The following is a 25,678-nucleotide window of genomic DNA, read 5'->3' on the forward strand; positions in this document are numbered from 1 at the left end:
AGCGCTTTTTTGGTGAAACGATAAACGTGGTTCATCCGTCGGAAACTCAGCATTTACGGGGCTTTGCTCTAGCCGTGAGCGCTGGCTATCAGGGAGGATGCCGGATCAGATGCCGTCGTAAAGAGCGGATCAGTCTTGTGAAAATGTTGGAATACCATAATATGGTCTTCATCTGAGGGGCGGCCACGAAGCACCCCCGGTTTGGCTTCATACAACGATAAGAACAGACCCAATCGAGTTCATTTTTATGTCCCAGATGTCCCGGCAAGATCCGTTGATCGAGAATCACACGGTCGACTACGTCCCACTCGCGGAACGCCACGGGAAGGCCCGCGACCTGTTCACCCTTTGGTTCAGCACCAACATTGCGCCACTGCCCATCGTCACTGGCGCCATGGTGGTCCAGGTGTTTCATCTCGACCTGTTCTGGGGGCTGCTGGCGATCGCGCTGGGGCACATGATCGGCGGCGTGGTGATCGCCCTGGCGTCGGCGCAAGGCCCGCGCATGGGCATTCCGCAGATGGTGCAGAGTCGCGGTCAGTTCGGGCGCTACGGTGCGCTGCTGATCGTGTTCTTCGCGGCGATCATCTATATCGGGTTCTTCATTTCCAATATCGTGCTGGCCGGTAAATCCATTGTCGGCATTGCACCGTCGGTGCCGGCGCCGCTGAGTATTCTGATCGGCGCCCTCAGCGCCACGGCCATCGGCGTGATTGGGTACAACTTCATCCACACGCTGAACCGAATCGGCACCTGGGTGATGGGCAGTGCGCTGCTCGCCGGTTTCATCTACATCTTTGCCCATGAGTTGCCGGCGGACTTCTTTACCCGTGGCAGCTTCAATCTCTCGGGATGGCTGGCGACGGTGTCGCTGGGGATCATCTGGCAGATCAGCTTTTCGCCGTACGTCTCCGACTATTCTCGTTACCTGCCGGCGGACATCGGTATCGGCAAGCCATTTATTGCGACTTATCTGGGCGCCACGCTGGGCACGATTCTGTCGTTCACGTTTGGCGCGGTGGCGGTGTTGGCGACTCCGGAAGGCACGGAAGCGATGGCGGCGGTCAAGCAGTCCACCGGTTGGCTGGGGCCGATTCTGATGGTGCTGTTTCTGCTCAACATCATCAGCCACAACGCGCTGAATCTGTATGGCGCGGTGTTGTCGATCATCACCTCGATCCAGACCTTTGCCAGCCAATGGACGCCGAGCATCAAGGTGCGGGTGATCTTGTCGAGCGTGGTGCTGACGGGTTGCTGCGTGGTGGCGCTGGGCGCGTCGGCGGATTTCATTTCCGAGTTCATCGGGCTGATTCTGGCGTTGCTGCTGGTACTGGTGCCATGGGCGTCGATCAACCTGATCGACTTCTATCTGATCAAGCGCGGCAGCTATGACATCGCCTCGATCTTCCGCGCCGACGGTGGCATTTATGGGCGCTTTAACCTGCACGCGATCATTGCCTACTTCATCGGCATCATCGTGCAGCTGCCGTTCGCCAACACGTCGTTGTATGTCGGGCCGTACGCCAATCTGGTGGAAGGCGCGGACCTGTCGTGGCTGGTCGGCCTGATCGTGACGTGCCCGCTGTATTACTGCCTGGCGACCCGTGGGCAGGCGCAGCAGAGCAGGGCGACGCGGTTGGGTTTTACCGACTGAGCGTTCGCAAGCTGTTCAAACAATGCCCGGCACATCGTCGGGCATTGTTGTTTCCGCATCCCGGCGGTCACGCAAATTGGCCATTTCGATCCCCTTTTGGCCAACCGGCTACTGTGCTGCGTCTACGCTGTCAGCAAGAATCGAAGCCACAACTAAATGCTGCACCTTCCTTGCCCATGGCTGATTTTGCCAGCCACTGCCGTGTACAGAACATAAAAACCATCGACTCACGCTGCATTCGGGGAAACACAACATGGTCACGATGAAACGCATTCTGGGCGCTACTGTTTTCGGGCTGACGCTGCTGGCCAGCGCCGTACAGGCCGAACAGCGCGAACTGCGGGTGTACAACTGGGCGGATTACATCCTGCCGTCGGTGCCCAAGGAGTTCGCCGCCAAAAGCAACATCAAAGTGACCTGGGACACCTTCGACACCAACGAATCCCTCGAAGCCAAATTGCTGACCGGCAACTCCGGCTATGACCTGGTGGTGCCGTCGAATCAGTTCCTCGATACCCAGATCAAGGCCGGTGTGTTCCAGAAACTCGACAAGTCCAAGCTGCCGAACTGGAGCCACCAGGACCCGGCGCTGCTCAAGTTGCTCGACGCCAACGACCCCGGCAATCAGTACGGCGTGCCCTACATGGTCGGCACGGTACTGATCGGTTTCAACCCGGCCAAGGTCAAGGCTGCGCTCGGTGAGAATGCGCCGGTGGACAGCTGGGATCTGGTGTTCAAGCCGGAGAACATGGAAAAGCTGAAATCCTGCGGCGTGGCAATGCTCGATTCGCCGTCGGAAATCCTGCCGCTGGCTCTGCACTACCTGGGCCTGGACCCGAACAGCCAGAACCCGGCCGACTATGAGAAAGCCAAGGACCTGATGCTCAAGGTTCGCCCTTACGTCACCTACTTCAACTCGGCCAAGTACATGACCGACATCGCCAACGGCGATATCTGCGTGGCCATCGGTTATTCCGGCAGCTTCTACCAGTTCGGCAACCGTGCCAAAGAGGCGGGCAATGGCGTGGTGGTCGACTGGCGCTTGCCGAAGGAAGGCGCGCCGATCTGGTTCGACACCTTCGCCATTCCGAAGAGCGCGAAGAACGTCGAAGAGGCCCACGAGTTCCTCAACACCTTGCTCGATCCGAAAGTCATCGCTTCGATCAGCGACTTCCTCGGCTACCCGAATGCCAACAAGGATTCGCTGCCGCTGATCAACAAGGAAATCACAGGCAACCCGAACCTGACGCCGACCAGCGAAGCGCTGAAGAAGCTGTACGTGGTGCAACCGTTGCCGCAGAAACTGGAGCGGGTGCGGACCCGGGTGTGGACCAGTATCAAGTCGGATAAATGAGCTCAAAGCCGAGGGAGCGAATCCGTTCGCTCCCTCGGCCGTTATTTCGCCTGACTTTCTTCGGGCGACTTGTCCTTCGTCAGCATCAGACTCAGCACCACCGACGCCAGAATCAGCCCGCCAACAATCGCCAGCGACCACTCCACCGGCATGTGAAACCACGGCATCACCGTCATCTTCCCGCCGATGAACACCAGCACCAGCGCCAGTCCGTACTTGAGCAGATGAAAACGGTCGGCCATGTCTGCCAGCAAAAAGTACAGCGCCCGTAGGCCCATGATCGCGAAGATGTTCGAGGTGAAAATGATGAACGGGTCGGTGGTCACCGCGAAAATCGCCGGGATGCTGTCGACCGCAAACATCAGGTCGCTGGCCTCGATCAGCACCAGCACCAGAAACATCGGCGTGGCCCAGCGCACACCGTTCTGCAGCACGAAAAACCGCTCGCCGTGAAAGCCGTTGGTGATCCGCAGATGTCCGCGCACCCAACGCAGCAGCGGGTTGTTATCGAGATCCGGTTGCTGCTCGGCGAACACCAGCATCTTGATCCCGGTGATGATCAGGAACACGCCGAACACATACAGCAGCCAAGTGAATTGCGACACCAGCCATACGCCGGCAAAAATCATCGCCGCGCGCATCACGATTGCCCCGAGCACGCCGTACAGCAGCACCCGGCGCTGCAACTCCGGCGGCACGGCAAAGTAGCTGAAGATCATCACGAAGACGAACATGTTGTCGATCGACAGCGACTGCTCGATCAAGTAACCGGTGAGAAATTCCAGGGTCTTGACCTTGGCGATTTCGGGGCCGAATTCGCCGTTCAGATACCACCAGAGCAATCCGGCGAAGGCCATCGCCAGCATGCACCAGGCGAACACCCAGGATGAGGCTTCACGTACCGAGACCCGATGCGCCTTGCGCCCACCGAAGACAAACAGGTCGACGGCCAGCATGGCGAGGACAAAAACGATGAAGGCGACCCACATCCAGGGTTCGCCGATGTTGATGGGGTGCATGCCGTTCTCCCTGTCTTTATGTTTTTCGGGGTAGACGGGGCCATGCTAGTAGGAGCTTTCCGACAAAGAAAAATCGTTTATTTCGTGGGTATTGTTCGTTATTAACGAAGTGTCTACCTTGGCAACGGGGTGACGGAAGGTATTTCAGTCTGTGCTTCTTTGCTAACCTCCCTTCGAGCCAGTCCATCATCCCTTGGGAGTCACGATCATCGAAACGCCAGATCCTCAAGCCGTCTGCAGCCCGATCACCAGCGCTGCCATATTCATTGTGGCGACCCTCAACGCCGATTCAGATGCAGCGGAAAAAGTCCGCGGCTGGTGCGCCGATGTCGCGGGGCTGACGCGCTCGGTCGGCAAGCGTGTCCCTTCGGGAAGCCTGTCCTGTGTTTGCGGGTTCTCTTCCAACGCCTGGGATCGTCTGTTCGGCAGTCCACGCCCGGCATCCTTGCACGACTTTCGCGAATTCGGCGTAGAAGGGCGACGCGCCGTTTCCACGCCGGGCGACTTGCTGCTGCACATTCGCGCCGATCAAATGGACCTGTGTTTCGAACTGGCGACGCAGTTGATGTCGGCGCTGGACGACGCTGTGACGGTGACCGACGAGGTGCAGGGTTTCCGCTATTTCGACATGCGCAGCATCATCGGTTTCGTCGACGGCACGGAGAATCCGGTCGGCCGCAAAGCCGAGCATTTCACCCTCGTGGGTGATGAAGATCAGACGTTCTGCGGCGGCAGTTACGTGCTGGTGCAGAAGTATCTGCACAACATGAAGGCCTGGAACGAATTGTCGGTCGAGGCGCAGGAACGGGTGATCGGGCGCACCAAACTGTCTGATATCGAGCTGGACGATTCGGTCAAGCCGAGCAACTCCCACAGCGCCTTGACGACCATCACCAAGGACGGCGAAGAGGTGAAGATCCTGCGCGACAACATGCCGTTCGGCCGACCTGGCGCAGGCGAGTTCGGCACTTATTTCATTGGTTATGCGCGTTCGCCGGAGCCGCTGGAGCAGATGCTGGAGAACATGTTTGTCGGCAAACCACCCGGCAATTACGATCGACTGCTGGATTTCAGCACCGCCGTCACAGGCAGTCTGTTCTTTGCGCCTTCGGCGGATTTACTGGAAGAACTGGCAGAACGTTAAGAAAAACCAGGACAGGTAGCCGAACTGACTTCGTTGTTTTTGAATTTTCAGTTCTGAAGTTGAATTGGGAAGGGGCTCGTCAACGATTAAATTTAGCTCTTATCGAAAGATTGCCCTTCACCCTGTGTTGAAAAGAACATTGGCCTGTTTAAAGCGGGCCAGTTGCTTTCACTTTAAATTCAACTCGTGATACTCGGTACTCAACGCCTTCTCCAAAGTCAATTTTGAAATCGGCCGTGCCTTCGATTGAGTTATTGGTGGTGTTTCGTTTGAACGTTACAGAACCTTTTCGAGCATGTGTAAACACACCGTCTGCAAGCAGTACTGCTGTGACGTCCACTGCTTGGAAACCACTCACCTTATAGGTGCCATCTGGGGTGTGTTCGTTGATAAGGATAGCTATTTGCTTCATTTTTTCCCCAGCGCCAGAGCGCCCCAACACACTAATAGTGTCTGGAATAAATTTCTCATACCAAAACTCCTCTGCCTTGAATTTATCAGTTCCGGAGGGGAGTGCAGGTTCAATGATTGCGGTGAAAGTTTGGTCGGCGGCGCTTGATTTTTGAGTGGCAGGCAGAGGCTTCAGGTTGTTATCAATGCCCAGTGCTTCATACAGTTTGTCTGTGGTCATGATTTTACGTTCCTTCGAAATCAGAGTGCGTGAAAGTCAGTCTTGGGTTATTAACGACCCAATCAATCGTCACGCTACGCTTGCGTTTTCCAAGGGGCAACTGTCAGAACTTACAGTTGTAAAAGGTGGGAATGTATGAGCGCGTTCTTGATATTAGAGAAGTGGGGCCATTATTGACTTCATGGCGCCCGCTTCTCTAAGCGAAGTGCGTTAAGACTGCGAGAACCTATCGGGTTACCAGTGCTGGCGTACGTGGCGGTACCAGACGCTTGGATTGCCCCGAGCACGCCGTACAGCAGCACCCGGCGCTGCAACTCCGGCGGCACGGCGAAGTAGCTGAAGATCATCACAAAGACGAACATGTTGTCGATCGACAGCGACTGCTCGATCAGGTAACCGGTGAGGAATTCCAGGGTCTTGACCTTGGCGATTTCGGGGCCGAATTCGCCGTTCAGATACCACCAGAGCAATCCGGCGAAGGCCATCGCCAGCATGCACCAGGCGAACACCCAGGATGAGGCTTCCCGTACCGAGACCCGATGCGCCTTGCGCCCACCGAAGACGAACAGGTCGACGGCCAGCATGGCGAGGACAAAAAAAGATGAAGGCGACCCACATCCAGGGTTCGCCGATGTTGATGGGTGCATGCCGTTCTCCCTGTCCATCACCAAGGACGGCGAAGAGGTGAAGATCCTGCGCGACAACATGCCGTTCGGCCGACCTGGCGCAGGCGAGTTCGGCACTTATTTCATTGGTTATGCGCGTTCGCCGGAGCCGCTGGAGCAAATGCTGGAGAACATGTTTGTCGGCAAACCACCCGGCAATTACGATCGACTGCTGGATTTCAGCACCGCCGTCACAGGCAGTCTGTTCTTTGTGCCTTCGGCGGATTTGCTGGAAGTACTGGCAGAACCATAGAAAAGCGGCGGGATCAATTGATCCCGCCCTTTTATGTCCCTCTTCAGGTTCTGCACCGGACTGCTAAACACCAAAGTTTTTATTCAATGGTTGGTTGTTTGGCAGTGTGCTTATTCAAATGGGCCTGTTGCATCTAGATAGAGCTTTCCTTTCAACTCGTAATCGAGTTCGTCTGTTTTTATAGAGAATTCAAAGGTCGCTTCAATCCTCTGGTTGGCGTCGTCGCGGGTGAATTTTATGAAGCCACTCCTTGCGCTGTAACCGTTGGGGTAGTGTCCAGCATAGGCGTGGGGGAAGTCCATGTCGGAGTTTTTGAAAGGATATTCACCAGGCGGCAAGCGTTTTGGAAGAATAATTGAAATCTGATCTTCTGGAAAACCATCTGGTCTTTTTCTATATCCCAGGAGGCTGTGGCTGTCTGGGGTCAGGCTTGCGTAAATGTATCGCTCCGCAATAAATTCAGTACCAAGACCCGGGTGCCTCGGTGCAATACTTACCCGGAATATGGAAGCTTCTTTTTCCTCATTGGAGATGACAGTTATAGCTTCATTGTTGCCGTCTAAACCTAGCGCAGCTTTGATTTCTGGCGGGAATTTATCGATTTCCATAACCATTGTCCTTCATCAAATTGGTAGTTTGGCAAACGCAATTGTGAGTTCTGCCGTTCTTGCAATTCGAATCTAGTTGTCAATTTTTTTATTTACAACTGTCAGAGTTGACAGTTGATTAAAAGTTGAAGGCGTGGGTTGGTGTCTGGAAATATGTGCCGCGAACAGGCTCACGGCACACGTTTAAAGCGCGGACTCACAGGGTGAGAGTCAATCAACGCTCGCTGGAAAGTGCTGGTGTACGTGGGGGAACCCGACGCTTCGACCCGGTGGCTTCAAACGCCGCCGCCAGTCGCAGCAGCGTCGAATCGTCATAGGCCCGCCCGGCAAACGTCAACCCCACCGGCATGCCGATATCGGCCATCACGCCCATCGGCACGGTGACGGTCGGTACGCCGAGGTGGCGGATTGCGAGGTTGCCGTTGGCGACCCAGATGCCGTTGCTCCAGGCGATGTCCGCCGAGGCCGGGTTGACGTCGGCGTCGGCCGGACCCACGTCGGCGTTGGTCGGGAACAATACGGCGTCGAGGCCGAGGCGATCCATCCAGTCTTCGAGGTCGAGCTTGCGGGTCTTCTCCAGACCGCGCAGGCCGTCCGGCAGGGTCGGGATCTGATCCCACGGCGTGATGCCGCGCTGGGCCATGCGCACGTATTCGTCCATGCCGGCGGCGAGGTCGCCTTCACGGTTGGGCAGGGTGCCCGGGTCGTGGGGGAAGATTTTCGGGCCGTCGACGTCCGCCAGACGGTTGAGTGTCGGATCGCCGTTGGCCCGCAGGAAATCATCGAAGGCCCAGGCCGACAGGTCCCACAGTTCGTGATGCATGAACTCTTTGGAGACGATGCCGCGATTGAACACGGTCGGCGCGCCCGGACGGTCGCCCTCGCAGTTGGAGACCAGCGGGAAATCCACTTCGATCACTTCGGCGCCGGCGGCTTCGAGGGCCTGACGGGCCTGTTTCCACAGATCGATCACCGACGCGCGGGTGTTGATGCGTTGCCCGGTCGGGCCGCCGATACCCGGCGTTTCGCTGGTGCCGGCTTCAGGGTCGGCGTTGATGTACATGCGCGGAACGCCCAGGCGTTTGCCGGCCAGTGCATCGCTCTTCACTGCCAGATCGAGATAGGACGCCGGGCGCACCGAGGCCACGCTCGGGATCGGCACCCACGGTTGCAGGCGCCACAGGTCGCCACGGGTGTCGCTGTCTTCGGCGACCACCACGTCGAGCACTTCCAGCAGGTCGGCCATGGTGCGGGCGTAGGGCACCACCACGTCCATGGTCGGTGTCAGCGGCCAGTTGCCGCGTACCGAGATCACGCCGCGCGACGGCGTGTAGGCGCACAGCCCGTTGTTCGACGCAGGGCCGCGACCGCTCGACCAGGTCTCTTCCGCCAAACCGAATGCCGAGAAGCTGGCAGCGGTAGCAGTGCCGGCACCGTTCGACGAGCCAGAAGCAAACGGCGCGGTCAGGTAATCAGCGTTATACGGGCTTTCGGCACGGCCATAGACGCCGCGCTGCATCCCGCCATTGGCCATCGGCGGCATGTTGGTCTTGCCCAGGCAGATCGCACCGCCCGCACGCAGACGCTCAATGGTGAACGCATCGCGCTGTGCCACCAGATCGGCGAAGGCCGGGCTGCCGGACGCGGCGGTCAGGCCTTTGACCAGATAGCTGTCCTTGGCGGTGTAGGGGATGCCGTCCAGCGGACCGAGGGTTTCGCCCTTGGCACGACGGGCGTCCGAGGCTTGCGCTTCTTTCAGTGCGTCGGGGTTACGCACGATCACCGCGTTCAGCGCAGTGGCGGTGTCAGGGCCGTCATAGGCGTCGATGCGCGCCAGATAGGCCTGCACCAACTCGACCGCCGTGGTCTGGCCGGACTCGAGCGCCGCGCGCAATTGGGCAATGGAAACTTCAGTGACTTCGATCATGCTGTTACCGCCGACAGGTTCGCTAAAGGGTGGTTGATCATTGTTATCGTCGAAAGATGTCAAAGGTTCTTGATGGGCGAAACTCTACCCTGAAATTTGCCCAATGGCATGCACAAAGTCGATAAATATCGGTTAATTTCATCGGAAAAACTCTCCTGGCGTCTCGCCGAACTGTTGGCGAAACGCCGCAATAAAGGCCGATGTCGAGTCATAACCACAGGCCAAAGCCACGTCGGTGACGCGTTCGCCGCGTTCCAGCGGCGTCAGCGCACCCAGCAGACGCAGGCGCTGGCGCCAGGTGCGGAAGGTCAAACCGGTATCGCGCAGGAACAGCCGAGTCAGAGTTTTCTCGGTTATGCCGAATTTTTCGCTCCAGTGCGCCAAGGTGGTCTGCTGTTCCGGATGTTGCTCCAGACTCTGATAGATCTGCCGCAGGCGACTGTCCTGCGGCAGTGGCAGCATCAGATCGATGGGCGGCGCCTCGGCCAGTTGATCGAGGATCACCTGGGCCAGGCGCCCGTGCGGGCCGCTCTGGTCATATTCGACAGGTATCTGACTGAAGGCCCGAATCAGCTCACGCAAAAGATCACTGACGCCGAGCACATGACACCGCTCCGGCGCCCAGTCGGCGACGCTGCAATCGATGTACAGGCTGCGCATTTCCGTGTGCGGCGAACTGAAAACCCGATGCGGTACGCCCGCCGGAATCCACACTGCCCGCTCCGGTGGCGCAACGAAACGACCGACGGCAGTCTGCACTTCGAGTACGCCCTGGATTGCGTAGGACAACTGCACCCACGGATGACTATGACGGCGGGTGAGCGCTCGATTGGGCAGCGATTCGGTGCGCCCATACAACGGACGCGGCAGGCTGGGCAGCCCGGGAATGCTGCGTCTGACGCTTTTGTCGTGTCCTTTTGGCGGCATCTGTGGTTTCTTCGGCGTTAGTCGGTAATTTCCAGTCACGTTAGAGTCGCTTCCACGTACTGGCAACCCCCGGATGAGCAAACCATGACGCGACCACGATTTTTGCCCGACAACTTCACCTTGACCCTGATCGGCGTGGTGCTGCTGGCCAGCTTCCTGCCCGCCAGCGGTCAGGTCGCGACCGGTTTCGGTTGGCTGACCAACATCGCCATTGCGCTGCTGTTTTTCCTGCACGGCGCCAAGCTGTCGCGCGAATCGATCATCGCCGGCGCCGGCCACTGGCGCCTGCATTTGCTGGTGTTCGGCCTGACCTTTGTCCTGTTCCCGCTAATGGGGTTAGCGCTCAAGCCGCTGTTGTCGCCGCTGATCGGCGATCAGCTGTACATGGGCATGCTTTACCTGTGTGCGTTGCCGGCCACGGTGCAGTCGGCGATTGCCTTCACCTCTCTGGCGCGGGGCAACATTCCGGCGGCGATCTGCAGCGCGGCGGCGTCCAGTTTGTTCGGGATTTTCCTCACGCCGCTGCTGGTGACGCTGCTACTGAACGTCCACGGTGACGGCGGCTCGACCCTCGACGCAATCGTGAAAATCAGCGTGCAATTGCTGCTGCCGTTCATTGCCGGTCAGATCGCCCGTCGCTGGATCGGCGCGTGGGTCGGTCGCAACAAGAACTGGCTGAAATTCGTCGATCAGGGCTCGATTCTGCTGGTGGTCTACGGCGCGTTCAGTGAAGCGGTTAACGAGGGCATCTGGCACCAGATTCCGGTGATCGACCTGCTGGGGCTGGTGGTGGTGTGCTGCATCCTGCTGGCGCTGGTGCTGTTGGCGTCCACGCTGCTGGGCAGGGCGTTCGGTTTCAGTCTTGAGGATCGCATCACCATTCTGTTCTGCGGCTCGAAAAAGAGTCTGGCCACCGGTGTGCCGATGGCGCAGGTGTTGTTCGCCGGCAGCACGATTGGCGTGTTGATTCTGCCGCTGATGCTGTTCCATCAGATTCAACTGATGGTCTGCGCGGTGCTGGCGCAGCGGTATGCGAAGCGGCAGGAATCGGTGCCTGAACTGATGGCGCAGGTTGATCCTTGATCCTCATCGAGCGGGCCAGCGGTTATGCAGGAACTCCTGCAAAAACTCGGTGAAGGCCTTGACCTTGGAAGTCATGGCGGCGCGCTCCTGCACGCAGGCGTAGATCTCGAGCGGTGCGGCGCTGGCAAAGGTCGAGCCGCCGCCCGGTTCGAATAAAGAGACCAGTTGACCACTCTCCAGATAGGGCGCGGCAACGAATTCCGCCAGTCGGGTGATCCCGGCACCATGAGCAGCCATTTGCGCCAGGGCGTCGATATCGTCGCTGATGGCGGTCGCATTGATCGCAGCCTCAAAGCGCTGACCCTGCTCAACGAACCACCAGCGCAGTAACCGTCCGTCCAGCGGATAGCGGAACGCCAGACAGGCGTGCTGTTGAAGATCCGCCGGAGTCGACGGCCGACCGGCCTTTTGCAGGTAGTCAGGGCTGGCGCAAATCACGAACGGCACCGTCGCAACCTTGCGCGCGATGATGCCGTCTTCCAGTTGCGGCTCGATGCGCAGACTCAGGTCGATACCTTCGTGGAGGTGATTGATTTTGCGGTCGGTCGTCGAGAGCTCAAGCGTCAACTGCGGGTAGCGTTCGGCGAAACCGGCAATGACCGGGGCCAGTACATGGCGCCCGAACCCGGCGGTGGAGGCGATACTCAAGTGTCCCTGGAGTTGCGTCTGCGCGTGGCTGATGGCGCTCTGCGCGGACTCCAGATCGAGCGCGATACGTTTTACTTTCTCGAAATACACCGAACCGCTCTCCGTCAGCGCCATGCTGCGGGTGGTGCGTTGCAGCAGGCGTGTGTCGAGGTGAGTCTCAAGGCGACCAAGGGTCTGACTGACGGCGGCGGCACTCACCCCGAGGGTTTTGGCGGCGCCGACAATCGATCCCGCCTCAACGACTTTTATAAAACAATCGATTGCACCCAAGAGGTTCATGCGTGGATCCCGGCGAGGACGAATTAATAAGATTTTGTTTATAAAGTGCTCACGGCGATCAGTCTAGTTACGGCTTGGCAGACTTGTTAGGGTGCTCGGCGCCTATCCACTTCGGTCAACAAGGACTGACATGAATCAGAGACTATCCCCAAGAACCAAGGCGTTCAGCCCGCGCAAGCTGTCTGCCCGTGCCATGCCGTACGTATTTGCGTTGTACATGGCGACAATCATGGCGTTTCTGATGTCGCTGGTGATCACCGCCTCCAATTTCGGAATTGATGCCGATTACCTTAGCAATGCGCTGCGCGCCTACAAACTGGCGATGCCCGTGGCATTTCTGTGCATTCTCGTGGTCCGGCCGATTGTGGTGAAACTGGTCGCACTGACCGTCCACCCGCACGCCTGATTTGGAGGCACGCTACAAGGCCCCGGAGTATTTCACCGCCGCCGCAGCTCGCGACGGCACGTTGAGCACCCGCAACAACGACGACACATGAATCCGCACCGTGAACGGCGAAATATCCAGTTCGCGGGCGATTTCCTTGTTGGTCTTGCCTTGGGCGATCAGCCGCAGCACCTCTTGCTGACGCGGGGTGAGGGCGGTGCCGGAGTCCAGCGGCAGCAGGCCGGACGGGGCGAATTTCACCAGAACCTCACCTTCACGAATCGCCTGGATCGCCTGACCGATCTCATCCGGGGCGATGTTCTTGCCGATAAAACCATCGATGCCGGCCGCCATGACTTCGCCGATCAGCGCCTCGTCATCGACCATCGACACCACAATCAGCGTGGTTCGCGGCAAACGCCGGCGCAGTTCCGCGAGCTGGCTGACACAGGTCAGGCCGGGGAAGCGCAGGTCGAGGATCAAGGTGTCAGGCTCATCGCCCGCCGGCAGCAGGGCGAGCACTGTGTCGAGGTCGCCGGCTTCTTCGATCAGGGCTTCGGGCAGCAGACGCTGGACGGTGCGCAGCAGCGCTTCGCGAAACAACGGGTGATCGTCGGCTATGATGATTCGGCACGCCATGGCGCAACCCTCCCTGGGTCTGCATTGCTCATGGCATGCACCTTAGCATCGGGCGAAGGCATTGCCTGTTGATTCGTGCGTTTATGACGACTGCTGCACAAGGACGTTCCCCCATGAAGTTCGAAAAGAACACCGAGCTCGACCAGGCCAATCTGCGCATCATCATCGCCAGCATTGCGCTGGTTTACATGGGCGTGCTTGGTTTCCTGCCGGGCCAGCGCTTCGATACTTACCTGCCGGTGGTCACCTACATTTCCCTGTTTCTGCTGGCCTCCGTCGTGCTGCGCCAGGCCATTGTGCGCTGGCCGGGGCATTATCCGGCGCGGCGGATTTTCGGCATGCTCCACGATTACACCGGCACCAGTTTCGGGCTGGTGGTCGGCGGCGAGGCGGCGTTGCCCATCTATGCCGTCATGGTCTGGGTCAATCTCGGCAACGGCATGCGCTACGGCTCGCGCTACCTGGCGATCGCCACGGTGCTGGCATTGCTGGCGCTGCTGGCGGTCTATCGGTTGACGCCGTACTGGCAGGCACAACCGTTCATGGTGTTGATGCTGATGATCACCAGCACGGTGATTCCGGTGTATGCGCACCTGCTGCTGGAGCGCACGCGCAAGGCGTCCGAAGAGGCGGTCGCCGCCAACCTTGAAAAATCACGGTTCCTGGCTCAGGCCAGCCATGACCTGCGTCAGCCGATCCACTCCATCGGCCTGTTTACCGCATGCCTGCGCGAGTCGCGACTGGGCGAAGAGGAGCGGCGGCTGGTGGACAGCATCGACCGTTCGCTGCTCAACGTGTCGCAGTTGTTTCGTTCGATTCTTGATCTCTACACCCTCGACAACGGGCGGATTCTGCCGCGCTTGCAGACGCTTGAGCTGGGCGAATGGCTGGCGGATCTGATCCGTCAGAACGCCGAAGCCGCACGCTGGGCGGGTGTGGAGTTGCGTCTGCGACCTTGTGAACACTGGGTACGCACCGATCCGGCGTTGCTGGCGACCATGGTCCAGAACGTGTTCTCCAACTGCTTCAAATACGGTGCGCACCGACCGGTGCTGATCGGTGTGCGCAAGCGCGGCGCGGGGTTGGCCATCGCGATCTATGACCGGGGCAGCGGCATCGCCGAAGAGCATTTGCCCAAGGTGTTCGAGGAGTTTTATCGGGTTCGCCAGTTGCGCGACAAGGACGTCGAAGGCGTGGGCCTGGGGCTGTCGATTGTCCGGCGTCTGGGGCAATTGATCGGTGTCGACGTTGCGATCCGCTCACGGCTGGGGCATGGCACGGCCGTGACCTTGTATGGGCTGCCACTCGCACCGCCGCAGGTGCCGGTCAATCGGGAGGAGGCCCGACAGGTCGGGTTGCTGACGGGGTTGAAGGTGTGTCTGGTGGAGGATGATCGCAACGTTTTGCTGGCGACTTCGGCGTTGCTCGAGCGTTGGGGCTGCGTTGTGCAGGCCGAGCTGAGCGGGCAGGGCCTGGTCACGGACTGCGACATCATCGTTGCCGACTATGACCTCGGCTCCCACAGTACCGGCATCGAATGCATAGACGAGGTTCGTCGTCAGCGCGGTTATGCGGTGCCGGCCATGATCATCACCGGGCATGACATCGAAAAAATCCAGGCGGCGCTGCATGACCGCCGGATTGCCATTCTGTCCAAACCGGTACGCCCGGCCGAGCTGCGCGCGACCCTGCGTGCGCTGCGCGACCGGCAGACCGAAGGGGTCAGCGCTTACACAGATAGTCCTGCGTGATGGTGGTTTGCAGGCAGTTGTACTGGCCCATGGTGCGGCAGATGTTTTTCTCCGAGCCCGACACTTCGGCGCTCTTGTAGCCCCAGACCTTGCAACGGCCTTCTGCCGTGGCCAACCCTTGAGCGGCGGAGGTTTGCCCGCTTTCGAACTGGCCCAGTTCATAGGAGACCTGGACAACGCCGTCGGTCTTGCTGCCGCCGGTGGCTTCCCATTGCTTGGGGGTGGCGCAGCCGGTGAGAACGACGGCCGCGAGGCTGAGGGTGGCGATGAGTGTTTTCATGGTCGAACGGAATCCTTTACCGGGATGAGAAGAGGCGTTGAACGGTTTTCCTGCGCCGGATTACTGGTACGGAATCGGCGATGCGCCTTTGGGCAGGCAAGACAGCGGAGGCGTCATGATGCCCATGCTGGCGACGGCCATGATGACGCCGCTGGGCTGCTCGCAGTTGTATTCGCCGGCGGCGGTGTAGGCCGTGTAGTAGGTGAGGGTGCTGTCGTTGCGGACGTTGGCGATTTTGCTGACCGGTTGGCCAATGACCGTCTGCGCACGTTCTTTCATGCTGTCTTCGGTAGGTTTTATGGTCTGGCAACCGGCGGCGCCGAGGAGCAGGGCACCGAGAACCGTGATTTTGGCGAGGCTGAGCTGCAGTTTCATGGTGTTTCTTCCTTGGTGTTGTTGTTTTTCCAGGCACAACGATCCCGCGCACTGCACAGCGGCAATGTTGGGGAGCGTCGGGGGTTGCGAGGGAATATAACGCCAGGGATCGGGGTGGTCGATTAGCACAAATGTGCTAGTGCGGCGCAACCAGCGGTGGGCTGATTGCGCCGATAGCGGTTATTGAGGGCTGTTGAACTGGTCGGAATAGCTGCCGCTCATGAGGGCGGAAGCCACCTGGTCCGAACCGACGCCTGCGCGGGAGTAGGCGAGTCGGTTGGCACCGACCTTGTCTGCGCCATCGGCGGCGACTGCGCCTGCGCCGACGTGATCCGCACCGTCAGAAGCAACGGCTCCGGCGCCGACGTGATCGGAGCCGTCAGAAGCAACGGCTCCGGCGCCGACGTGATCGGAGCCGTCAGAAGCAACAGCGCCAGCGCCGACGTGATCCGCGCCGTCGGAAGCAACGGCTCCAGCGCCGACGTGATCGGAACCGTCAGAGGCAACGGCGCCAGCGCCAACGTGATCGGAACCGTCAGAAGCAACGGCACCGACGCCAACGTGATCGGAACCGTCAGAAGCAACGGCGCCAGCGCCAACGTGATCGGAGCCGTCAGAAGCAACGGCACCGACGCCAACGTGATCGGAACCGTCAGAAGCAACGGCGCCAGCGCCAACGTGATCGGAACCGTCAGAAGCAACGGCGCCAGAGCCAACGTGATCGGAGCCGTCGGAGGCAACTGCTCCGGCGCCGACGTGGTCCGCGCCGTCAGAAGCTACCGCGCCAGCACCGACATGATCGGAGCCGTCAGAGGCAACGGCGCCGGCGCCAACATGATCCGCCCCATCCGACGCCAATGCCTGCGCCTGCGCAGCCCAGACATTGGGCATTGCCACTGTTGCCGCAACTGCCAGGACGAAGCCCGGCCAAAGCGTGTGCTTCATGATTTTCTCCACGCCCCATCAGCCACACAGCAACCGAGCATTACCCGTCATTCGTTTATCGACGGAAGGCTCGTTGGCCCGGGGTCAACCAGATTGGTGAATGGCACGGGGGCACCGGAGGGTGCACGGGTGTCGACGGTTTACAGGAAATCTGGACAGCGAACTGAAAAGTATAGTTCGCCCTTGGCGGGAGGCAGGCTGAAGGGTCGTGAAGGCGATAGTCGGTTAGCTTCCTTGCAGGCCTGCGCTAGAAAACAATCAGTCTAAAAACCGCGTAGCGCAATGCAGTGTGTTTGCTAGGCTCAAGAATGTAGGCGAAGACGCAGACTGATGCGCAAGCGGATAGCGAGGAAGCGTTGGGCGCGTTCCGAAGGGTACACGGTTAGAAAGAACCCCGCGCTGGGTTCCAGCCCTTATGCCGTGTGAAGCAGCAGAGCACATTGCCTGTACTGTGGGAGTCCTGAGAAACCTCGTAAGCCAGAGACCAGCACTGGCCGCCTACTCAAACACCAAAGCCCGCCTTGTGCGGGCTTTGACGTTTTCGGGCGTTAAATGCTGGCCAGCGCCTGCGCCAGATCGGCACGCAGGTCTTCGATGTCCTCGACGCCCACCGACAGACGCACCAGGCTGTCACCGATGCCGAGTTTGGCACGGGTTTCGGCCGGAATGGTCGCGTGAGTCATGATTGCCGGGTGCTCGATCAGGCTTTCCACACCGCCAAGGCTTTCGGCCAGGGCGAAGATCTGCACGTTCTCCAGGAAGCGCCGGGCGCCGGCCAGATCACTGTTCAGATCCAGGGAAATCATCCCGCCGAACCCACGCATCTGCCGCTTGGCCAGCTCGTGCTGCGGATGGGATTCCAGACCCGGGTAGTAGACGCGTTTGACCTGCGGCTGTTGCTCCAGCCAGCGCGCCAGTTCCAGCGCGTTGCTGCAATGACGCTCCATACGTAGCGCGAGGGTCTTCACGCCACGCAGGGTGAGGAAGGCGTCGAACGGGCCGGAGATGGCACCGACTGCGTTCTGCAGAAAGCCCAGGCGCTCGGCCAGCGCAGGATTGTCGCCAACCACCGCGATCCCCCCGATCACGTCGGAGTGACCGTTCAGGTATTTGGTGGTCGAGTGCAGCACGATGTCGAAACCCAGTTCCAGCGGACGCTGGATCCACGGGCTGGCGAAGGTGTTGTCGGCCACGCAGATGATCCCGCGCGCCTTGCAGATACGGGCGATGGCGGCGAGGTCGGACAGACCCAGCAGCGGGTTGGTCGGGCTCTCCACGATCACCATGCGCGTGTCGTCCTGCAACGACGCTTCGAACGCCGACAGATCCGCCAGATCGACGTAGCTGAAACGATGCCCGGCACTGCGCTGACGCACCTTGTCGAAGAGACGGAACGTGCCGCCGTACAGGTCATTGCCGGACACGATGTGCGAGCCGGCGTCGATCAGTTCGAGCACGGTGGAAATCGTCGCCAGCCCGGACGCGAAGGCGAACGCCTGGGTGCCGCCCTCCAGATCCGCCACGCAGCGCTCCAAGGCAAAGCGCGTCGGGTTGTGCGAGCGGCCGTAGTCAAACCCCTTGTGCACGCCGGGGCTGTCTTGCAGGTACGTGGAGTTGGCGTAGATCGGCGGCATCAGCGCGCCGGTGGTCGGGTCCGGCGTTTGCCCGGCGTGGATCACGCGGGTGGCGAAGCCTTGTTGACGGGCGTTCTTGTCGTGCTGGCTCATGCCAGGGATCTCCGTAATTGATTGAGCATGTCGACGCGGGTGATCAGGCCGTGGAAGCCTGAAGCGTCGGCGATGATGGCCACCAGACCGCTGCTGAGTACGGCTTCCAGTTCTGCCAGCGTCGCGCCGGGGGCGAGGGTTTGCAACTTGTCGGTCATCGCGCTGGCGACGGGTTTGCTGAAGAGCGAGGCGTCTTCGTGCACACGCACCAGAATGTCCGATTCGTCGATCACGCCGACCAGTTGCTTGCCATCCACCAGCACCGGCAGTTGCGAAACATCGGCCAGGCGCATGCGTTGGAACGCGGTCATCAGCGTATCGTCCGGGCCGACGCTGACAACTTTGCCGTCCTCGAAGCGTCGGGCGATCAGGTCGCGCAGGTCGCCGTAGCGTTTGCGCTGCAGCAGGCCCTGATCGGTCATCCACTGGTCGTTGTAGACCTTCGACAGATATCGGGTGCCGGTGTCGCAGACGAAGCTGACCACGCGCTTCGGCTCGGTCTGTTCGCGGCAGTAGCGCAGCGCGGCAGCGAGCAGGGTGCCGGTGGACGAACCACCGAGAATGCCTTCGGCTTTCAGCAGCTGGCGCGCGTGATCGAAGCTTTCCTCGTCGCTGATCGAGTAGGCGTTGCGCACGCTCGACAGGTCGGTGATCGACGGAATGAAGTCCTCACCGATGCCTTCCACCGCCCACGAACCTGCGGTGCCGAGATGCTTGCTGCGGCTGTATTCAGCCATCACCGAACCGACCGGATCGGCCAGGACCATTTCCAGATCCGGTTGCACGCGCTTGAAGAAGCGGGTCAGGCCGGTCAGCGTGCCGGCCGAGCCAACGCCAACCACGATCGCGTCCAGGTCATGCTCGGTCTGGGCCCAGATTTCCGGCCCGGTGCTGCACTCGTGGGCCAGCGGGTTGGCCGGGTTGTTGAACTGGTCGGCGAAGAACGCGCCGGGAATGTCCTTGGCCAGACGCGCGGCGACATCCTGGTAATACTCGGGATGACCCTTGCCGACATCGGAGCGGGTGATGTGCACTTCGGCGCCCATGGCTTTGAGATGCAGGACTTTTTCGGTGGACATTTTGTCCGGCACCACCAGCACGACGCGGTAGCCCTTGGCGCGGCCGACCAGAGCCAGGCCCAGACCGGTGTTGCCGGCGGTGGCTTCGACGATCGTGCCACCGGGTTGCAGGCGACCGTCGCGCTCAGCGGCGTCGATCATGGCCAGACCGATGCGGTCCTTGATCGAACCGCCGGGGTTCTGTGATTCGAGTTTGAGAAACAGGGTGCAGGGACCGGTATCGAAGCGGGTGACTTGTACCAGCGGCGTATTGCCGATCAGCCCAAGTACGGCAGGGCGTGAATCCTTTGACATCTCTTCACCTCTTTGTGGTGTTGATCGCGTTCCATTCGCGGGGAAAAAGCTCGCGTGCAACATAGGCTCTGACCTGCGCTGTCGCAACCTTTAAACAGCCGGAAATACTGCCATTTCGATCTAACGATAGAACGAAATCGGAGAGGTGAAGGAAGTGATTTGCAGGGGTTTATACGCAGGCGTCATCGAGTATTGAAAGGGCGTCTTCAGCGTCATGAAGCGCTTGATCCGATAGTAAAAATCTTGCAGCGAAAAATGCTGATTGATTGCTCGTCAGAACGTGAAATACACACAGCCGCAAAGTCACGTCATACCAGTCTCCGGTGCCGGGCAGATTTTTTTCGCCGCGATTTACCGGGTATGCAGCGTTTGCAATCCCGGGCGATACACGATTAATATACGATCCATATACACTTCGTATCGGATATTGCCATGGGCATCGTAAAGATTTCAGAGGACATGCACGAGAATCTGCGCATCTCCAGCAACGCACTCAGCCGCTCGATCAACGCGCAGGCCGAACACTGGATGCGCATCGGCATGCTCGCCGAGCTGTATCCAGACCTTGATCACCACGCCATTTGTCGGTTGCTGATTCGCGCCGAGCAGTCGGGCGGTCTGGATTTGCAGCAAGTCTGCGCACTGGCGGATGCCGCGCAGAACGCCTCGGTCAAAGAGGCAGTCAAGGCATGAGAAACCCGATCAAGATCAACACCCAGGCCGAAATCGCTCAATCCCGCGAGGCCGGCAGACTGGCCGCCGAGGTGCTGGCGATGCTGGTGCCGCACGTCAAGGCTGGCGTGACGACCGATCAACTCGATCAGTTGTGCAACGACTACATCGTCAATGTGCAGAAAGCCATTCCGGCCAACGTTGGCTATCACGGTTTCCCGAAAACCGTCTGCGCGTCGGTCAACGAAGTGGTGTGCCACGGCATTCCGTCGAAGCGCGTGCTGAAGGACGGCGACATCGTCAACCTCGACATCGCGGTGATCAAGGATGGCTGGTTCGGTGATACCAGCCGCATGTACGTGGTGGGCGAGCCGACGCCCGAGGCGCGGCATCTGATCAAGACAACCTACGACGCCATGTGCGCGGGCATCCGCGTCGTGCGGCCGGGCGCTACGTTGGGTGACATCGGTCATGCGATCCAGACGCTGGCGGAGAAAGAAGGGTTCAGCGTGGTGCGCGAGTATTGCGGGCACGGGATCGGCAAGGTTTATCACGATGAGCCGCAGGTGCTGCATTACGGTTATCCGGAGCAGGGCTTGAAGCTGAAGGCGGGGATGATTTTCACCATCGAGCCGATGCTCAATGCCGGCAAGCGCCATGTGAAGAGTCTGGCGGATGGCTGGACGGTGGTGACCAAGGATCAGTCGTTGTCGGCGCAGTGGGAGCATATGGTGGCGGTGACGGAGGATGGGTTTGAAGTGTTGACGGCGTGGCCTGACGAAATTGATGGGTTTGCGCCGATCAACTGATACCGAGTCGCCTGCTGGCCCTCACCCCAGCCCTCTCCCGGAGGGAGAGGGAGCCGATTGGGGAATATTGGAGAATTACGCCGACCTGAAAACTCCGCAGTGAATCCATAATCGCCGCCGACCAGAATGCTGTGCCAAATCCACAATCGACTCGGTTTTTCAGGTCGATGTACAGCGCAAGACACCTCGGTCGGCTCCCTCTCCCTCCGGGAGAGGGCTGGGGTGAGGGCGGGCAGGCGACTCGGTGTTAATGAGCCCCCGCCGCTTTGTTCAAATCGCTCTCCGCCCACTCCGTATAAACGCAAGCATCCGCCGTCGCCCAACGCACCCGAACCGGATCCCCAGCCTTCAACGGCATCCCCGCCGCCGACAATGCCTTCACCGTCATCGCAGTCCCGCCCGACGTCACCACACTGCACGTCTGGCTCTCACCCAGAAACAACACCTCGACCACGTTCGCCGAAACCTCGTTCCAGCCCGCCGCCAGCCGTTCATCGATCGCTTGCTGCACACTCAACGCCAACGCCTTTTCCGGCCGCACCATCAGCAGCACATCCTGCCCGGTCTGCAATCCAGCGGTCAGGCGAATCGACAGCGACTGCCCCTCAAAACTCGCCGCCGCATTGCCCTGCGCCTTGAGCTTGAGAAAGTTCGAGTTACCCAGAAACGACGCCACAAACGCATTCGGCGGATTCTGATAAAGGTCATAACCGCTGCCGAGCCCGACAATCTTGCCGTGACTGAAAATCGCGATGCGCTGGGACAGACGCATGGCTTCTTCCTGATCGTGGGTCACGTAGACGATGGTGATGCCGAGGCGGCGATGCAGCTGGCGCAGTTCGTCCTGCAGGTCTTCACGCAGTTTCTTGTCGAGCGCCCCGAGCGGTTCGTCCATCAACAGAATGCGCGGTTCGTAAACCAGCGCCCGTGCAATGGCGACCCGTTGCTGCTGACCGCCGGACAGTTGCGAAGGACGGCGATGAGCGAATTGCTCCAACTGCACCAGTTTCAACATCGCATCGACACGCTTGTCACGTTCAGCGGCGGCGAGTTTGCGGATCGCCAGCGGGAACGCGATGTTGTCGCGCACCGACAAATGCGGGAACAGCGAATAACGCTGGAACACCATCCCGATGTCGCGCTTGTGCGGCGGCACGTTGACCAGCGACTGGCCGTTGACCAGGATCTCGCCGCTGCTCGGGGTTTCGAAGCCGGCGAGCATCGACAGCGTGGTGCTTTTGCCCGAGCCGCTGGAGCCGAGGAAAGTCAGGAATTCGCCGTCCTTGATGTCCAGCGAGATGTTGTCCACGGCCGCGAAATCGCCGTAGTGCTTGTTCAGGTTGCGCAGGCTGACCAAGGGTTTGTCGTTCTGCTGGGATGCGTCTTTGATCACGGCACTCATGTCGTACTCCTGGGCGCTCAGGCGCTGATTTCGTTGCGCCGGCGCAGCGCGGCGGCGATCACCATGACCAATACCGACAGGCCGATCAGCAGCGTCGAGGCGACGGCGATCACGGGCGTCAGGTCCTGGCGCAGGGTGGTCCACATTTTCACGGGAAGGGTTTGCAGGGTGGGGCTGGCCATCATCACGCTGAGCACCACTTCGTCCCACGAAACCAGGAAGGCGAAGAGGGCGCCGGCCACCATCCCCGGGCGAATCGCCGGGAAGGTCACCTTGAACACCGCTTGCAGGCGTGACGCACCGCAGATCACCGCCGCGTCTTCAATCGACTGATCGAACAGCTTCAGCGAATTGATGATCGAGATGATGGTGAACGGCAGCGCGACGATCACATGGCTGACGACGAAGGCAAACATCGTCCCGGTGTAGCCGAGCTTGAGGAACAGCGCGTACACCGCCACGGCGATGATCACCAGCGGTACGATCATCGGCAGGGTGAACAGACCGTAGAGCATTTCCCGGCCGGGGAAGCGTCCGCGCACCAGCGCAAAGGCCGTCGGCAAACCGAGGGCGACGGCGCAGATTGTGGTCAGCACCGCGACCTTGAGGCTGGCCAGCGCTGCGCTCATCCAGTCGGCATTGGAGAAGAACTGTACGTACCATTTCAGCGTCCAGCCCGGCGGCGGGAACACCAGCCACTGGGACGAACCGAACGATAGCAGGACGATGAACACGATCGGCAACAGCAGGAACAGGCCGATCAGCCCGGTGGTGAAATACAGGCCGAAGCGCATCCGGCGACTCATGGCATTGGGCGTCAGGAGCATGTCGGTTTACCTCGCGTTACTGGCGCCAACCGGGGATTCCGGTTGCAGCTTCAGGTAGACGTAGAACAGCACCAGCGTGATGACGATCAGCAACGCGGCGCCGGCGCTGGCCAGACCCCAGTTGAGGAACGACTGCACCTGCTGAATGATGAATTCCGGCAGCATCATGTTCTGCGCCCCGCCCAGCAGCGCCGGGGTGACGTAGTAACCGAGCGACATCACGAACACCATCAACCCGCCGGACGCCAGACCCGGCCGGCACAGCGGCAGGAACACCCGGAAGAAATTGGTCCACGGGCTCGCGCCACAGATCGAACCGGCCTGCAGGATCATCGGGTCGATGGCCTGCATGGTCGCCTGCAACGGCAGCACGATGAACGGAATCATGATGTAGCTCATGCCGATCACCACGCCGGTCAGGTTGTGCACCATTTCCAGCGGCTGATCGATGATGCCCATCGCCATCAAGGCTTTATTGATGACGCCCGAAGCCTGCAGCAGCACCAGCCACGAATAGGTGCGGGCGAGCAGGCTGGTCCACATCGACAACAGCACGATGTTGAGAATCCAGCGGCCCCAGCCGCGCGGCACCAGAGTGATCGCCCAGGCCAGCGGAAAGCCCAGCAGCAGGCTGAACACCGTCACCAGTCCCGCCACCGAAAAGGTGTTGAACAGCACCCGTGCATACGCCGAGTTGGCGAACAGTTGTTCATAGTTGCCAAGGCCCGGCACCGGTTCCAGCACGCCGCGCAGCAACAAGCCAATCAGCGGGGCGAGAAAGAACAGACCGAGGAACAGCAGCGCCGGCGCGAGGTTGCCGGCGCCGCGCCAGCGTTGTTTGAGGGACGGGGCTTGCGCCATTGCACTCGCCTTGCCGGATGCCAGGCCGGCAGCGCTCGCGGCGCTCCCGGTGGCAGTGGAGGGACGGGACGCGGTGGCCGCCATTTTCATTTGACCAGCCATTCGTTCCACCGTGTCGCGATGGCAGGACCGTTCTTGGCCCAATACGCGAAATCAAGAGTGATCTGATCCTTAGCGTAGGCAGTCGGCAGGTTCGGGGCCAGCGTCGAGTCCAGACGCGCCACGCTGTCGACGTTGACCGGGGCGTAAGCGGTCAGGTTGGAGAAGTCGGCCTGGCCTTTGGCACTGCTGGCGCTGGCCAGGAACTTCATCGCCGCGTCCTTGTTTTTCGAACCCTTTGGCACCACCAGAATGTCGGCCATGACCAGGTTTTGTTTCCAGCTCACGCCGACCGGTGCGCCGTCTTCTTGCAGGGCGTGGATCCGGCCGTTCCAGAACTGGCCCATGCTCGCTTCACCGGAGGCCAGCAGTTGCTGCGACTGCGCGCCGCCGCCCCACCAGACGATGTCTTTCTTGATGGTGTCGAGTTTCTTGAAGGCGCGATCCAGGTCCAGCGGATAGAGCTTGTCGGCTGCTACGCCGTCGGCGAGCAGGGCCAGTTCAAGCACGCCGGGGCTCGGCCATTTGTACAGGGCGCGTTTGCCGGGGAAGGTCTTGGTGTCGAACAGCGCGCTCCAGTCCTGCGGCTTGTTGGCGCCGAGTTTGCCCTCGTTGTAGCCGAGGACGAAGGAGAAGAAGAACGAGCCGACGCCGTAGTCGCTGACGAAACGCGGGTCGATCTTGTCGCGCTGGATCTGTTTGAAATCGAGGGGTTCGAGCAGGCCTTCGGCAGCGGCGCGCAGGGCGAAGTCGGCTTCGACATCGACCACGTCCCATTGCACGTTGCCGCTTTCGACCATGGCCTTGAGTTTGCCGTAGTCGGTCGGGCCGTCCTGCACGACGGTGATGCCGCTGGCCTTGCTGAACGGATCGGCCCAGGCCTGTTTCTGCGCATCCTGGGTGCTACCGCCCCAGCTGACAAAGTTCACACTCTCGGCGGCCATCGCGGCCTGACCGGTCACGCTCAGCAGTCCCGCAAAAAAGATCGCGGTTGCAGCTTTGTTCAACACCATTTTTACGCCCTCATTGTTGTGTTTTTGAGCGGGCTTGCGTTGTTGCCCGCCTGTCGGGAGCAGTAGCTGGACGGTTTTTCAGGTCGTCCGGTCTATGGAATATCATATTATGGTATTCCAAGCTTTGTGCAAGCACTTTGCCGTACCGGCTATCTGGCGAAGGTCTTCTTGCTGTTCAAAACTCAAGTTCGACTCGGAGTTTCAGGTCGATGTATAGCGGTAAAACAACTCGGTCGGCTCCCTCTCCCTCCGGGAGAGGGCTGGGGTGGGTAAAGACCGGGTACATCCTTTACGTTTGAGACCGGGGACATGGTTTACAGGTATCAAT

24 protein-coding genes and 2 pseudogenes are annotated in these 25,678 nt (G+C 60.0%); 9 read left to right on the forward strand and 17 right to left on the reverse strand.

Annotated features, from left to right (window positions below):
* Window positions 1-247 precede the first annotated feature (247 nt).
* Window positions 248-1,654 (forward strand): purine-cytosine permease family protein, encoded by a 1,407-nt coding sequence (locus ACKUG4_RS24695; protein ID WP_445435026.1) that lies wholly within the window; start codon window positions 248-250, stop codon window positions 1,652-1,654.
* Window positions 1,655-1,907: 253 nt separating this feature from the next.
* Window positions 1,908-3,008, forward strand: coding sequence for a polyamine ABC transporter substrate-binding protein (locus tag ACKUG4_RS24700; RefSeq protein ID WP_064597297.1), 1,101 nt, complete (start codon window positions 1,908-1,910; stop codon window positions 3,006-3,008).
* Between the two features lie 41 nt (window positions 3,009-3,049).
* Here ACKUG4_RS24700 and ACKUG4_RS24705 read toward each other — a convergent pair whose 3' ends face one another.
* The gene (locus ACKUG4_RS24705) at window positions 3,050-4,027 is read right to left on the reverse strand and encodes a TerC family protein (protein WP_064597295.1); all 978 of its coding nucleotides are present in this window, start codon (window positions 4,025-4,027) and stop codon (window positions 3,050-3,052) included.
* Window positions 4,028-4,220: 193 nt separating this feature from the next.
* On the opposite strand from ACKUG4_RS24705, the gene ACKUG4_RS24710 reads away from it, so the two are divergent.
* Window positions 4,221-5,171, forward strand: coding sequence for a Dyp-type peroxidase (locus ACKUG4_RS24710; protein ID WP_445435027.1), 951 nt, complete (start codon window positions 4,221-4,223; stop codon window positions 5,169-5,171).
* Window positions 5,172-5,319: 148 nt separating this feature from the next.
* On the opposite strand, the gene ACKUG4_RS24715 is transcribed toward ACKUG4_RS24710, so the two are convergent.
* Entirely contained in the window at window positions 5,320-5,802 is a 483-nt protein-coding gene (locus ACKUG4_RS24715; RefSeq protein ID WP_445435028.1) for a hypothetical protein, read from the reverse strand.
* A 245-nt stretch (window positions 5,803-6,047) separates the two neighbouring features.
* Window positions 6,048-6,420, reverse strand: a pseudogene (locus tag ACKUG4_RS24720) (TerC family protein); the annotation flags it as partial.
* A gap of 42 nt (window positions 6,421-6,462) precedes the next feature.
* Between ACKUG4_RS24720 and ACKUG4_RS24725 the strand changes: the two are divergent.
* Window positions 6,463-6,720: pseudogene (locus ACKUG4_RS24725) on the forward strand (Dyp-type peroxidase); the annotation flags it as partial.
* Between the two features lie 110 nt (window positions 6,721-6,830).
* On the opposite strand, the gene ACKUG4_RS24730 reads toward ACKUG4_RS24725, so the two are convergent.
* From ACKUG4_RS24730 to ACKUG4_RS24740, 3 genes are all read right to left on the reverse strand, one after another.
* Complete coding sequence (locus tag ACKUG4_RS24730) at window positions 6,831-7,328, reverse strand: hypothetical protein (RefSeq protein WP_064597287.1); 498 nt, start codon at window positions 7,326-7,328, stop codon at window positions 6,831-6,833.
* Window positions 7,329-7,542: 214 nt separating this feature from the next.
* Complete coding sequence (locus ACKUG4_RS24735; protein WP_445435029.1) at window positions 7,543-9,255, reverse strand: amidase; 1,713 nt, start codon at window positions 9,253-9,255, stop codon at window positions 7,543-7,545.
* A 138-nt stretch (window positions 9,256-9,393) separates the two neighbouring features.
* Window positions 9,394-10,182, reverse strand: a complete 789-nt coding sequence (locus tag ACKUG4_RS24740; RefSeq protein ID WP_221397533.1) for an AraC family transcriptional regulator — start codon at window positions 10,180-10,182, stop codon at window positions 9,394-9,396.
* Between the two features lie 84 nt (window positions 10,183-10,266).
* Between ACKUG4_RS24740 and ACKUG4_RS24745 the strand changes: the two genes are divergently transcribed.
* Window positions 10,267-11,265, forward strand: a complete 999-nt coding sequence (locus tag ACKUG4_RS24745; protein WP_445435030.1) for a bile acid:sodium symporter family protein — start codon at window positions 10,267-10,269, stop codon at window positions 11,263-11,265.
* Between the two features lie 3 nt (window positions 11,266-11,268).
* On the opposite strand, the gene ACKUG4_RS24750 is transcribed toward ACKUG4_RS24745, so the two are convergent.
* Window positions 11,269-12,192 carry a LysR family transcriptional regulator gene (locus ACKUG4_RS24750; RefSeq protein ID WP_445435031.1) on the reverse strand — a complete coding sequence of 308 codons (924 nt, stop codon included), beginning with the start codon at window positions 12,190-12,192 and terminating at the stop codon, window positions 11,269-11,271.
* A 130-nt stretch (window positions 12,193-12,322) separates the two neighbouring features.
* Here ACKUG4_RS24750 and ACKUG4_RS24755 point away from each other — a divergent pair, with 130 nt between their 5' ends.
* On the forward strand, window positions 12,323-12,598 hold the full coding sequence (locus ACKUG4_RS24755) for a DUF2798 domain-containing protein (RefSeq protein ID WP_445435032.1): 276 nt from the start codon (window positions 12,323-12,325) through the stop codon (window positions 12,596-12,598).
* Between the two features lie 12 nt (window positions 12,599-12,610).
* On the opposite strand, the gene ACKUG4_RS24760 is transcribed toward ACKUG4_RS24755, so the two are convergent.
* On the reverse strand, window positions 12,611-13,216 hold the full coding sequence (locus ACKUG4_RS24760) for a LuxR C-terminal-related transcriptional regulator (protein WP_440812176.1): 606 nt from the start codon (window positions 13,214-13,216) through the stop codon (window positions 12,611-12,613).
* A gap of 113 nt (window positions 13,217-13,329) precedes the next feature.
* Here ACKUG4_RS24760 and ACKUG4_RS24765 point away from each other — a divergent pair, with 113 nt between their 5' ends.
* The gene (locus ACKUG4_RS24765) at window positions 13,330-14,967 is read left to right on the forward strand and encodes an ATP-binding response regulator (protein ID WP_445435033.1); all 1,638 of its coding nucleotides are present in this window, start codon (window positions 13,330-13,332) and stop codon (window positions 14,965-14,967) included.
* Here the strand turns inward: ACKUG4_RS24765 and yecR are convergent.
* The 5 genes from yecR to ACKUG4_RS24790 form a co-directional block, all read right to left on the reverse strand.
* On the reverse strand, window positions 14,939-15,247 hold the full coding sequence (yecR, locus tag ACKUG4_RS24770; RefSeq protein ID WP_007950440.1) for a YecR family lipoprotein: 309 nt from the start codon (window positions 15,245-15,247) through the stop codon (window positions 14,939-14,941). The genes ACKUG4_RS24765 and yecR overlap by 29 nt on opposite strands.
* Before the next feature lie 60 nt (window positions 15,248-15,307).
* Window positions 15,308-15,622, reverse strand: coding sequence for a hypothetical protein (locus tag ACKUG4_RS24775; protein WP_445435034.1), 315 nt, complete (start codon window positions 15,620-15,622; stop codon window positions 15,308-15,310).
* Window positions 15,623-15,802: 180 nt separating this feature from the next.
* Entirely contained in the window at window positions 15,803-16,567 is a 765-nt protein-coding gene (locus ACKUG4_RS24780) for a hypothetical protein (RefSeq protein ID WP_445435035.1), read from the reverse strand.
* Between the two features lie 548 nt (window positions 16,568-17,115).
* Complete coding sequence (locus ACKUG4_RS24785; RefSeq protein WP_445435036.1) at window positions 17,116-18,294, reverse strand: trans-sulfuration enzyme family protein; 1,179 nt, start codon at window positions 18,292-18,294, stop codon at window positions 17,116-17,118.
* Window positions 18,291-19,667: a pyridoxal-phosphate dependent enzyme gene (locus tag ACKUG4_RS24790; protein ID WP_064597269.1), complete on the reverse strand. Its 1,377-nt coding sequence runs from the start codon at window positions 19,665-19,667 to the stop codon at window positions 18,291-18,293. Before ACKUG4_RS24790 ends, ACKUG4_RS24785 begins: the two co-directional genes overlap by 4 nt.
* Window positions 19,668-20,099: 432 nt before the next feature.
* Between ACKUG4_RS24790 and ACKUG4_RS24795 the strand changes: the two genes are divergently transcribed.
* Together ACKUG4_RS24795 and map are read left to right on the forward strand one after the other, a co-directional pair.
* A complete protein-coding gene (locus ACKUG4_RS24795; protein ID WP_039766896.1) occupies window positions 20,100-20,360 on the forward strand; it encodes a ParD-like family protein in 261 nt (86 codons plus the stop codon).
* Window positions 20,357-21,148 carry a type I methionyl aminopeptidase gene (map, locus tag ACKUG4_RS24800; RefSeq protein WP_085648427.1) on the forward strand — a complete coding sequence of 264 codons (792 nt, stop codon included), beginning with the start codon at window positions 20,357-20,359 and terminating at the stop codon, window positions 21,146-21,148. The genes ACKUG4_RS24795 and map overlap by 4 nt, the downstream gene beginning before the upstream one ends.
* A 247-nt stretch (window positions 21,149-21,395) precedes the next feature.
* On the opposite strand, the gene ACKUG4_RS24805 is transcribed toward map, so the two are convergent.
* From ACKUG4_RS24805 to ACKUG4_RS24820, 4 genes are read right to left on the reverse strand one after another with little or no spacing between them, the layout of a single operon-like run.
* A complete protein-coding gene (locus ACKUG4_RS24805; protein WP_445435037.1) occupies window positions 21,396-22,550 on the reverse strand; it encodes an ABC transporter ATP-binding protein in 1,155 nt (384 codons plus the stop codon).
* Window positions 22,551-22,567: 17 nt separating this feature from the next.
* Entirely contained in the window at window positions 22,568-23,377 is an 810-nt protein-coding gene (locus ACKUG4_RS24810; RefSeq protein WP_007957396.1) for an ABC transporter permease, read from the reverse strand.
* A 6-nt stretch (window positions 23,378-23,383) separates the two neighbouring features.
* Complete coding sequence (locus tag ACKUG4_RS24815; protein ID WP_039766889.1) at window positions 23,384-24,328, reverse strand: ABC transporter permease; 945 nt, start codon at window positions 24,326-24,328, stop codon at window positions 23,384-23,386.
* Window positions 24,325-25,350, reverse strand: a complete 1,026-nt coding sequence (locus ACKUG4_RS24820; protein WP_064597261.1) for an ABC transporter substrate-binding protein — start codon at window positions 25,348-25,350, stop codon at window positions 24,325-24,327. Before ACKUG4_RS24820 ends, ACKUG4_RS24815 begins: the two co-directional genes overlap by 4 nt.
* Window positions 25,351-25,678: the final 328 nt, after the last annotated feature.

This window comes from Candidatus Pseudomonas auctus (assembly GCF_048654275.1).
GTDB classification, from domain to species: domain Bacteria; phylum Pseudomonadota; class Gammaproteobacteria; order Pseudomonadales; family Pseudomonadaceae; genus Aquipseudomonas; species Aquipseudomonas pharyngis.

Coding starts and splice junctions, on each gene's coding strand:
- ACKUG4_RS24740 (WP_221397533.1), bottom strand. CDS start 10,182: ATGCCGCCAAAAGGACACGACAAAAGCGTCAGACGCAGCATTCCCGGG.
- ACKUG4_RS24750 (WP_445435031.1), bottom strand. CDS start 12,192: ATGAACCTCTTGGGTGCAATCGATTGTTTTATAAAAGTCGTTGAGGCG.
- ACKUG4_RS24765 (WP_445435033.1), top strand. CDS start 13,330: ATGAAGTTCGAAAAGAACACCGAGCTCGACCAGGCCAATCTGCGCATC.
- ACKUG4_RS24820 (WP_064597261.1), bottom strand. CDS start 25,350: ATGGTGTTGAACAAAGCTGCAACCGCGATCTTTTTTGCGGGACTGCTG.
- ACKUG4_RS24790 (WP_064597269.1), bottom strand. CDS start 19,667: ATGTCAAAGGATTCACGCCCTGCCGTACTTGGGCTGATCGGCAATACG.
- ACKUG4_RS24780 (WP_445435035.1), bottom strand. CDS start 16,567: ATGAAGCACACGCTTTGGCCGGGCTTCGTCCTGGCAGTTGCGGCAACA.
- ACKUG4_RS24760 (WP_440812176.1), bottom strand. CDS start 13,216: ATGGCGTGCCGAATCATCATAGCCGACGATCACCCGTTGTTTCGCGAA.
- ACKUG4_RS24805 (WP_445435037.1), bottom strand. CDS start 22,550: ATGAGTGCCGTGATCAAAGACGCATCCCAGCAGAACGACAAACCCTTG.
- ACKUG4_RS24700 (WP_064597297.1), top strand. CDS start 1,908: ATGGTCACGATGAAACGCATTCTGGGCGCTACTGTTTTCGGGCTGACG.
- ACKUG4_RS24705 (WP_064597295.1), bottom strand. CDS start 4,027: ATGCACCCCATCAACATCGGCGAACCCTGGATGTGGGTCGCCTTCATC.
- map (WP_085648427.1), top strand. CDS start 20,357: ATGAGAAACCCGATCAAGATCAACACCCAGGCCGAAATCGCTCAATCC.
- ACKUG4_RS24730 (WP_064597287.1), bottom strand. CDS start 7,328: ATGGAAATCGATAAATTCCCGCCAGAAATCAAAGCTGCGCTAGGTTTA.
- ACKUG4_RS24810 (WP_007957396.1), bottom strand. CDS start 23,377: ATGCTCCTGACGCCCAATGCCATGAGTCGCCGGATGCGCTTCGGCCTG.
- ACKUG4_RS24815 (WP_039766889.1), bottom strand. CDS start 24,328: ATGAAAATGGCGGCCACCGCGTCCCGTCCCTCCACTGCCACCGGGAGC.
- ACKUG4_RS24745 (WP_445435030.1), top strand. CDS start 10,267: ATGACGCGACCACGATTTTTGCCCGACAACTTCACCTTGACCCTGATC.
- yecR (WP_007950440.1), bottom strand. CDS start 15,247: ATGAAAACACTCATCGCCACCCTCAGCCTCGCGGCCGTCGTTCTCACC.
- ACKUG4_RS24695 (WP_445435026.1), top strand. CDS start 248: ATGTCCCAGATGTCCCGGCAAGATCCGTTGATCGAGAATCACACGGTC.
- ACKUG4_RS24785 (WP_445435036.1), bottom strand. CDS start 18,294: ATGAGCCAGCACGACAAGAACGCCCGTCAACAAGGCTTCGCCACCCGC.
- ACKUG4_RS24755 (WP_445435032.1), top strand. CDS start 12,323: ATGAATCAGAGACTATCCCCAAGAACCAAGGCGTTCAGCCCGCGCAAG.
- ACKUG4_RS24795 (WP_039766896.1), top strand. CDS start 20,100: ATGGGCATCGTAAAGATTTCAGAGGACATGCACGAGAATCTGCGCATC.
- ACKUG4_RS24715 (WP_445435028.1), bottom strand. CDS start 5,802: ATGACCACAGACAAACTGTATGAAGCACTGGGCATTGATAACAACCTG.
- ACKUG4_RS24735 (WP_445435029.1), bottom strand. CDS start 9,255: ATGATCGAAGTCACTGAAGTTTCCATTGCCCAATTGCGCGCGGCGCTC.
- ACKUG4_RS24775 (WP_445435034.1), bottom strand. CDS start 15,622: ATGAAACTGCAGCTCAGCCTCGCCAAAATCACGGTTCTCGGTGCCCTG.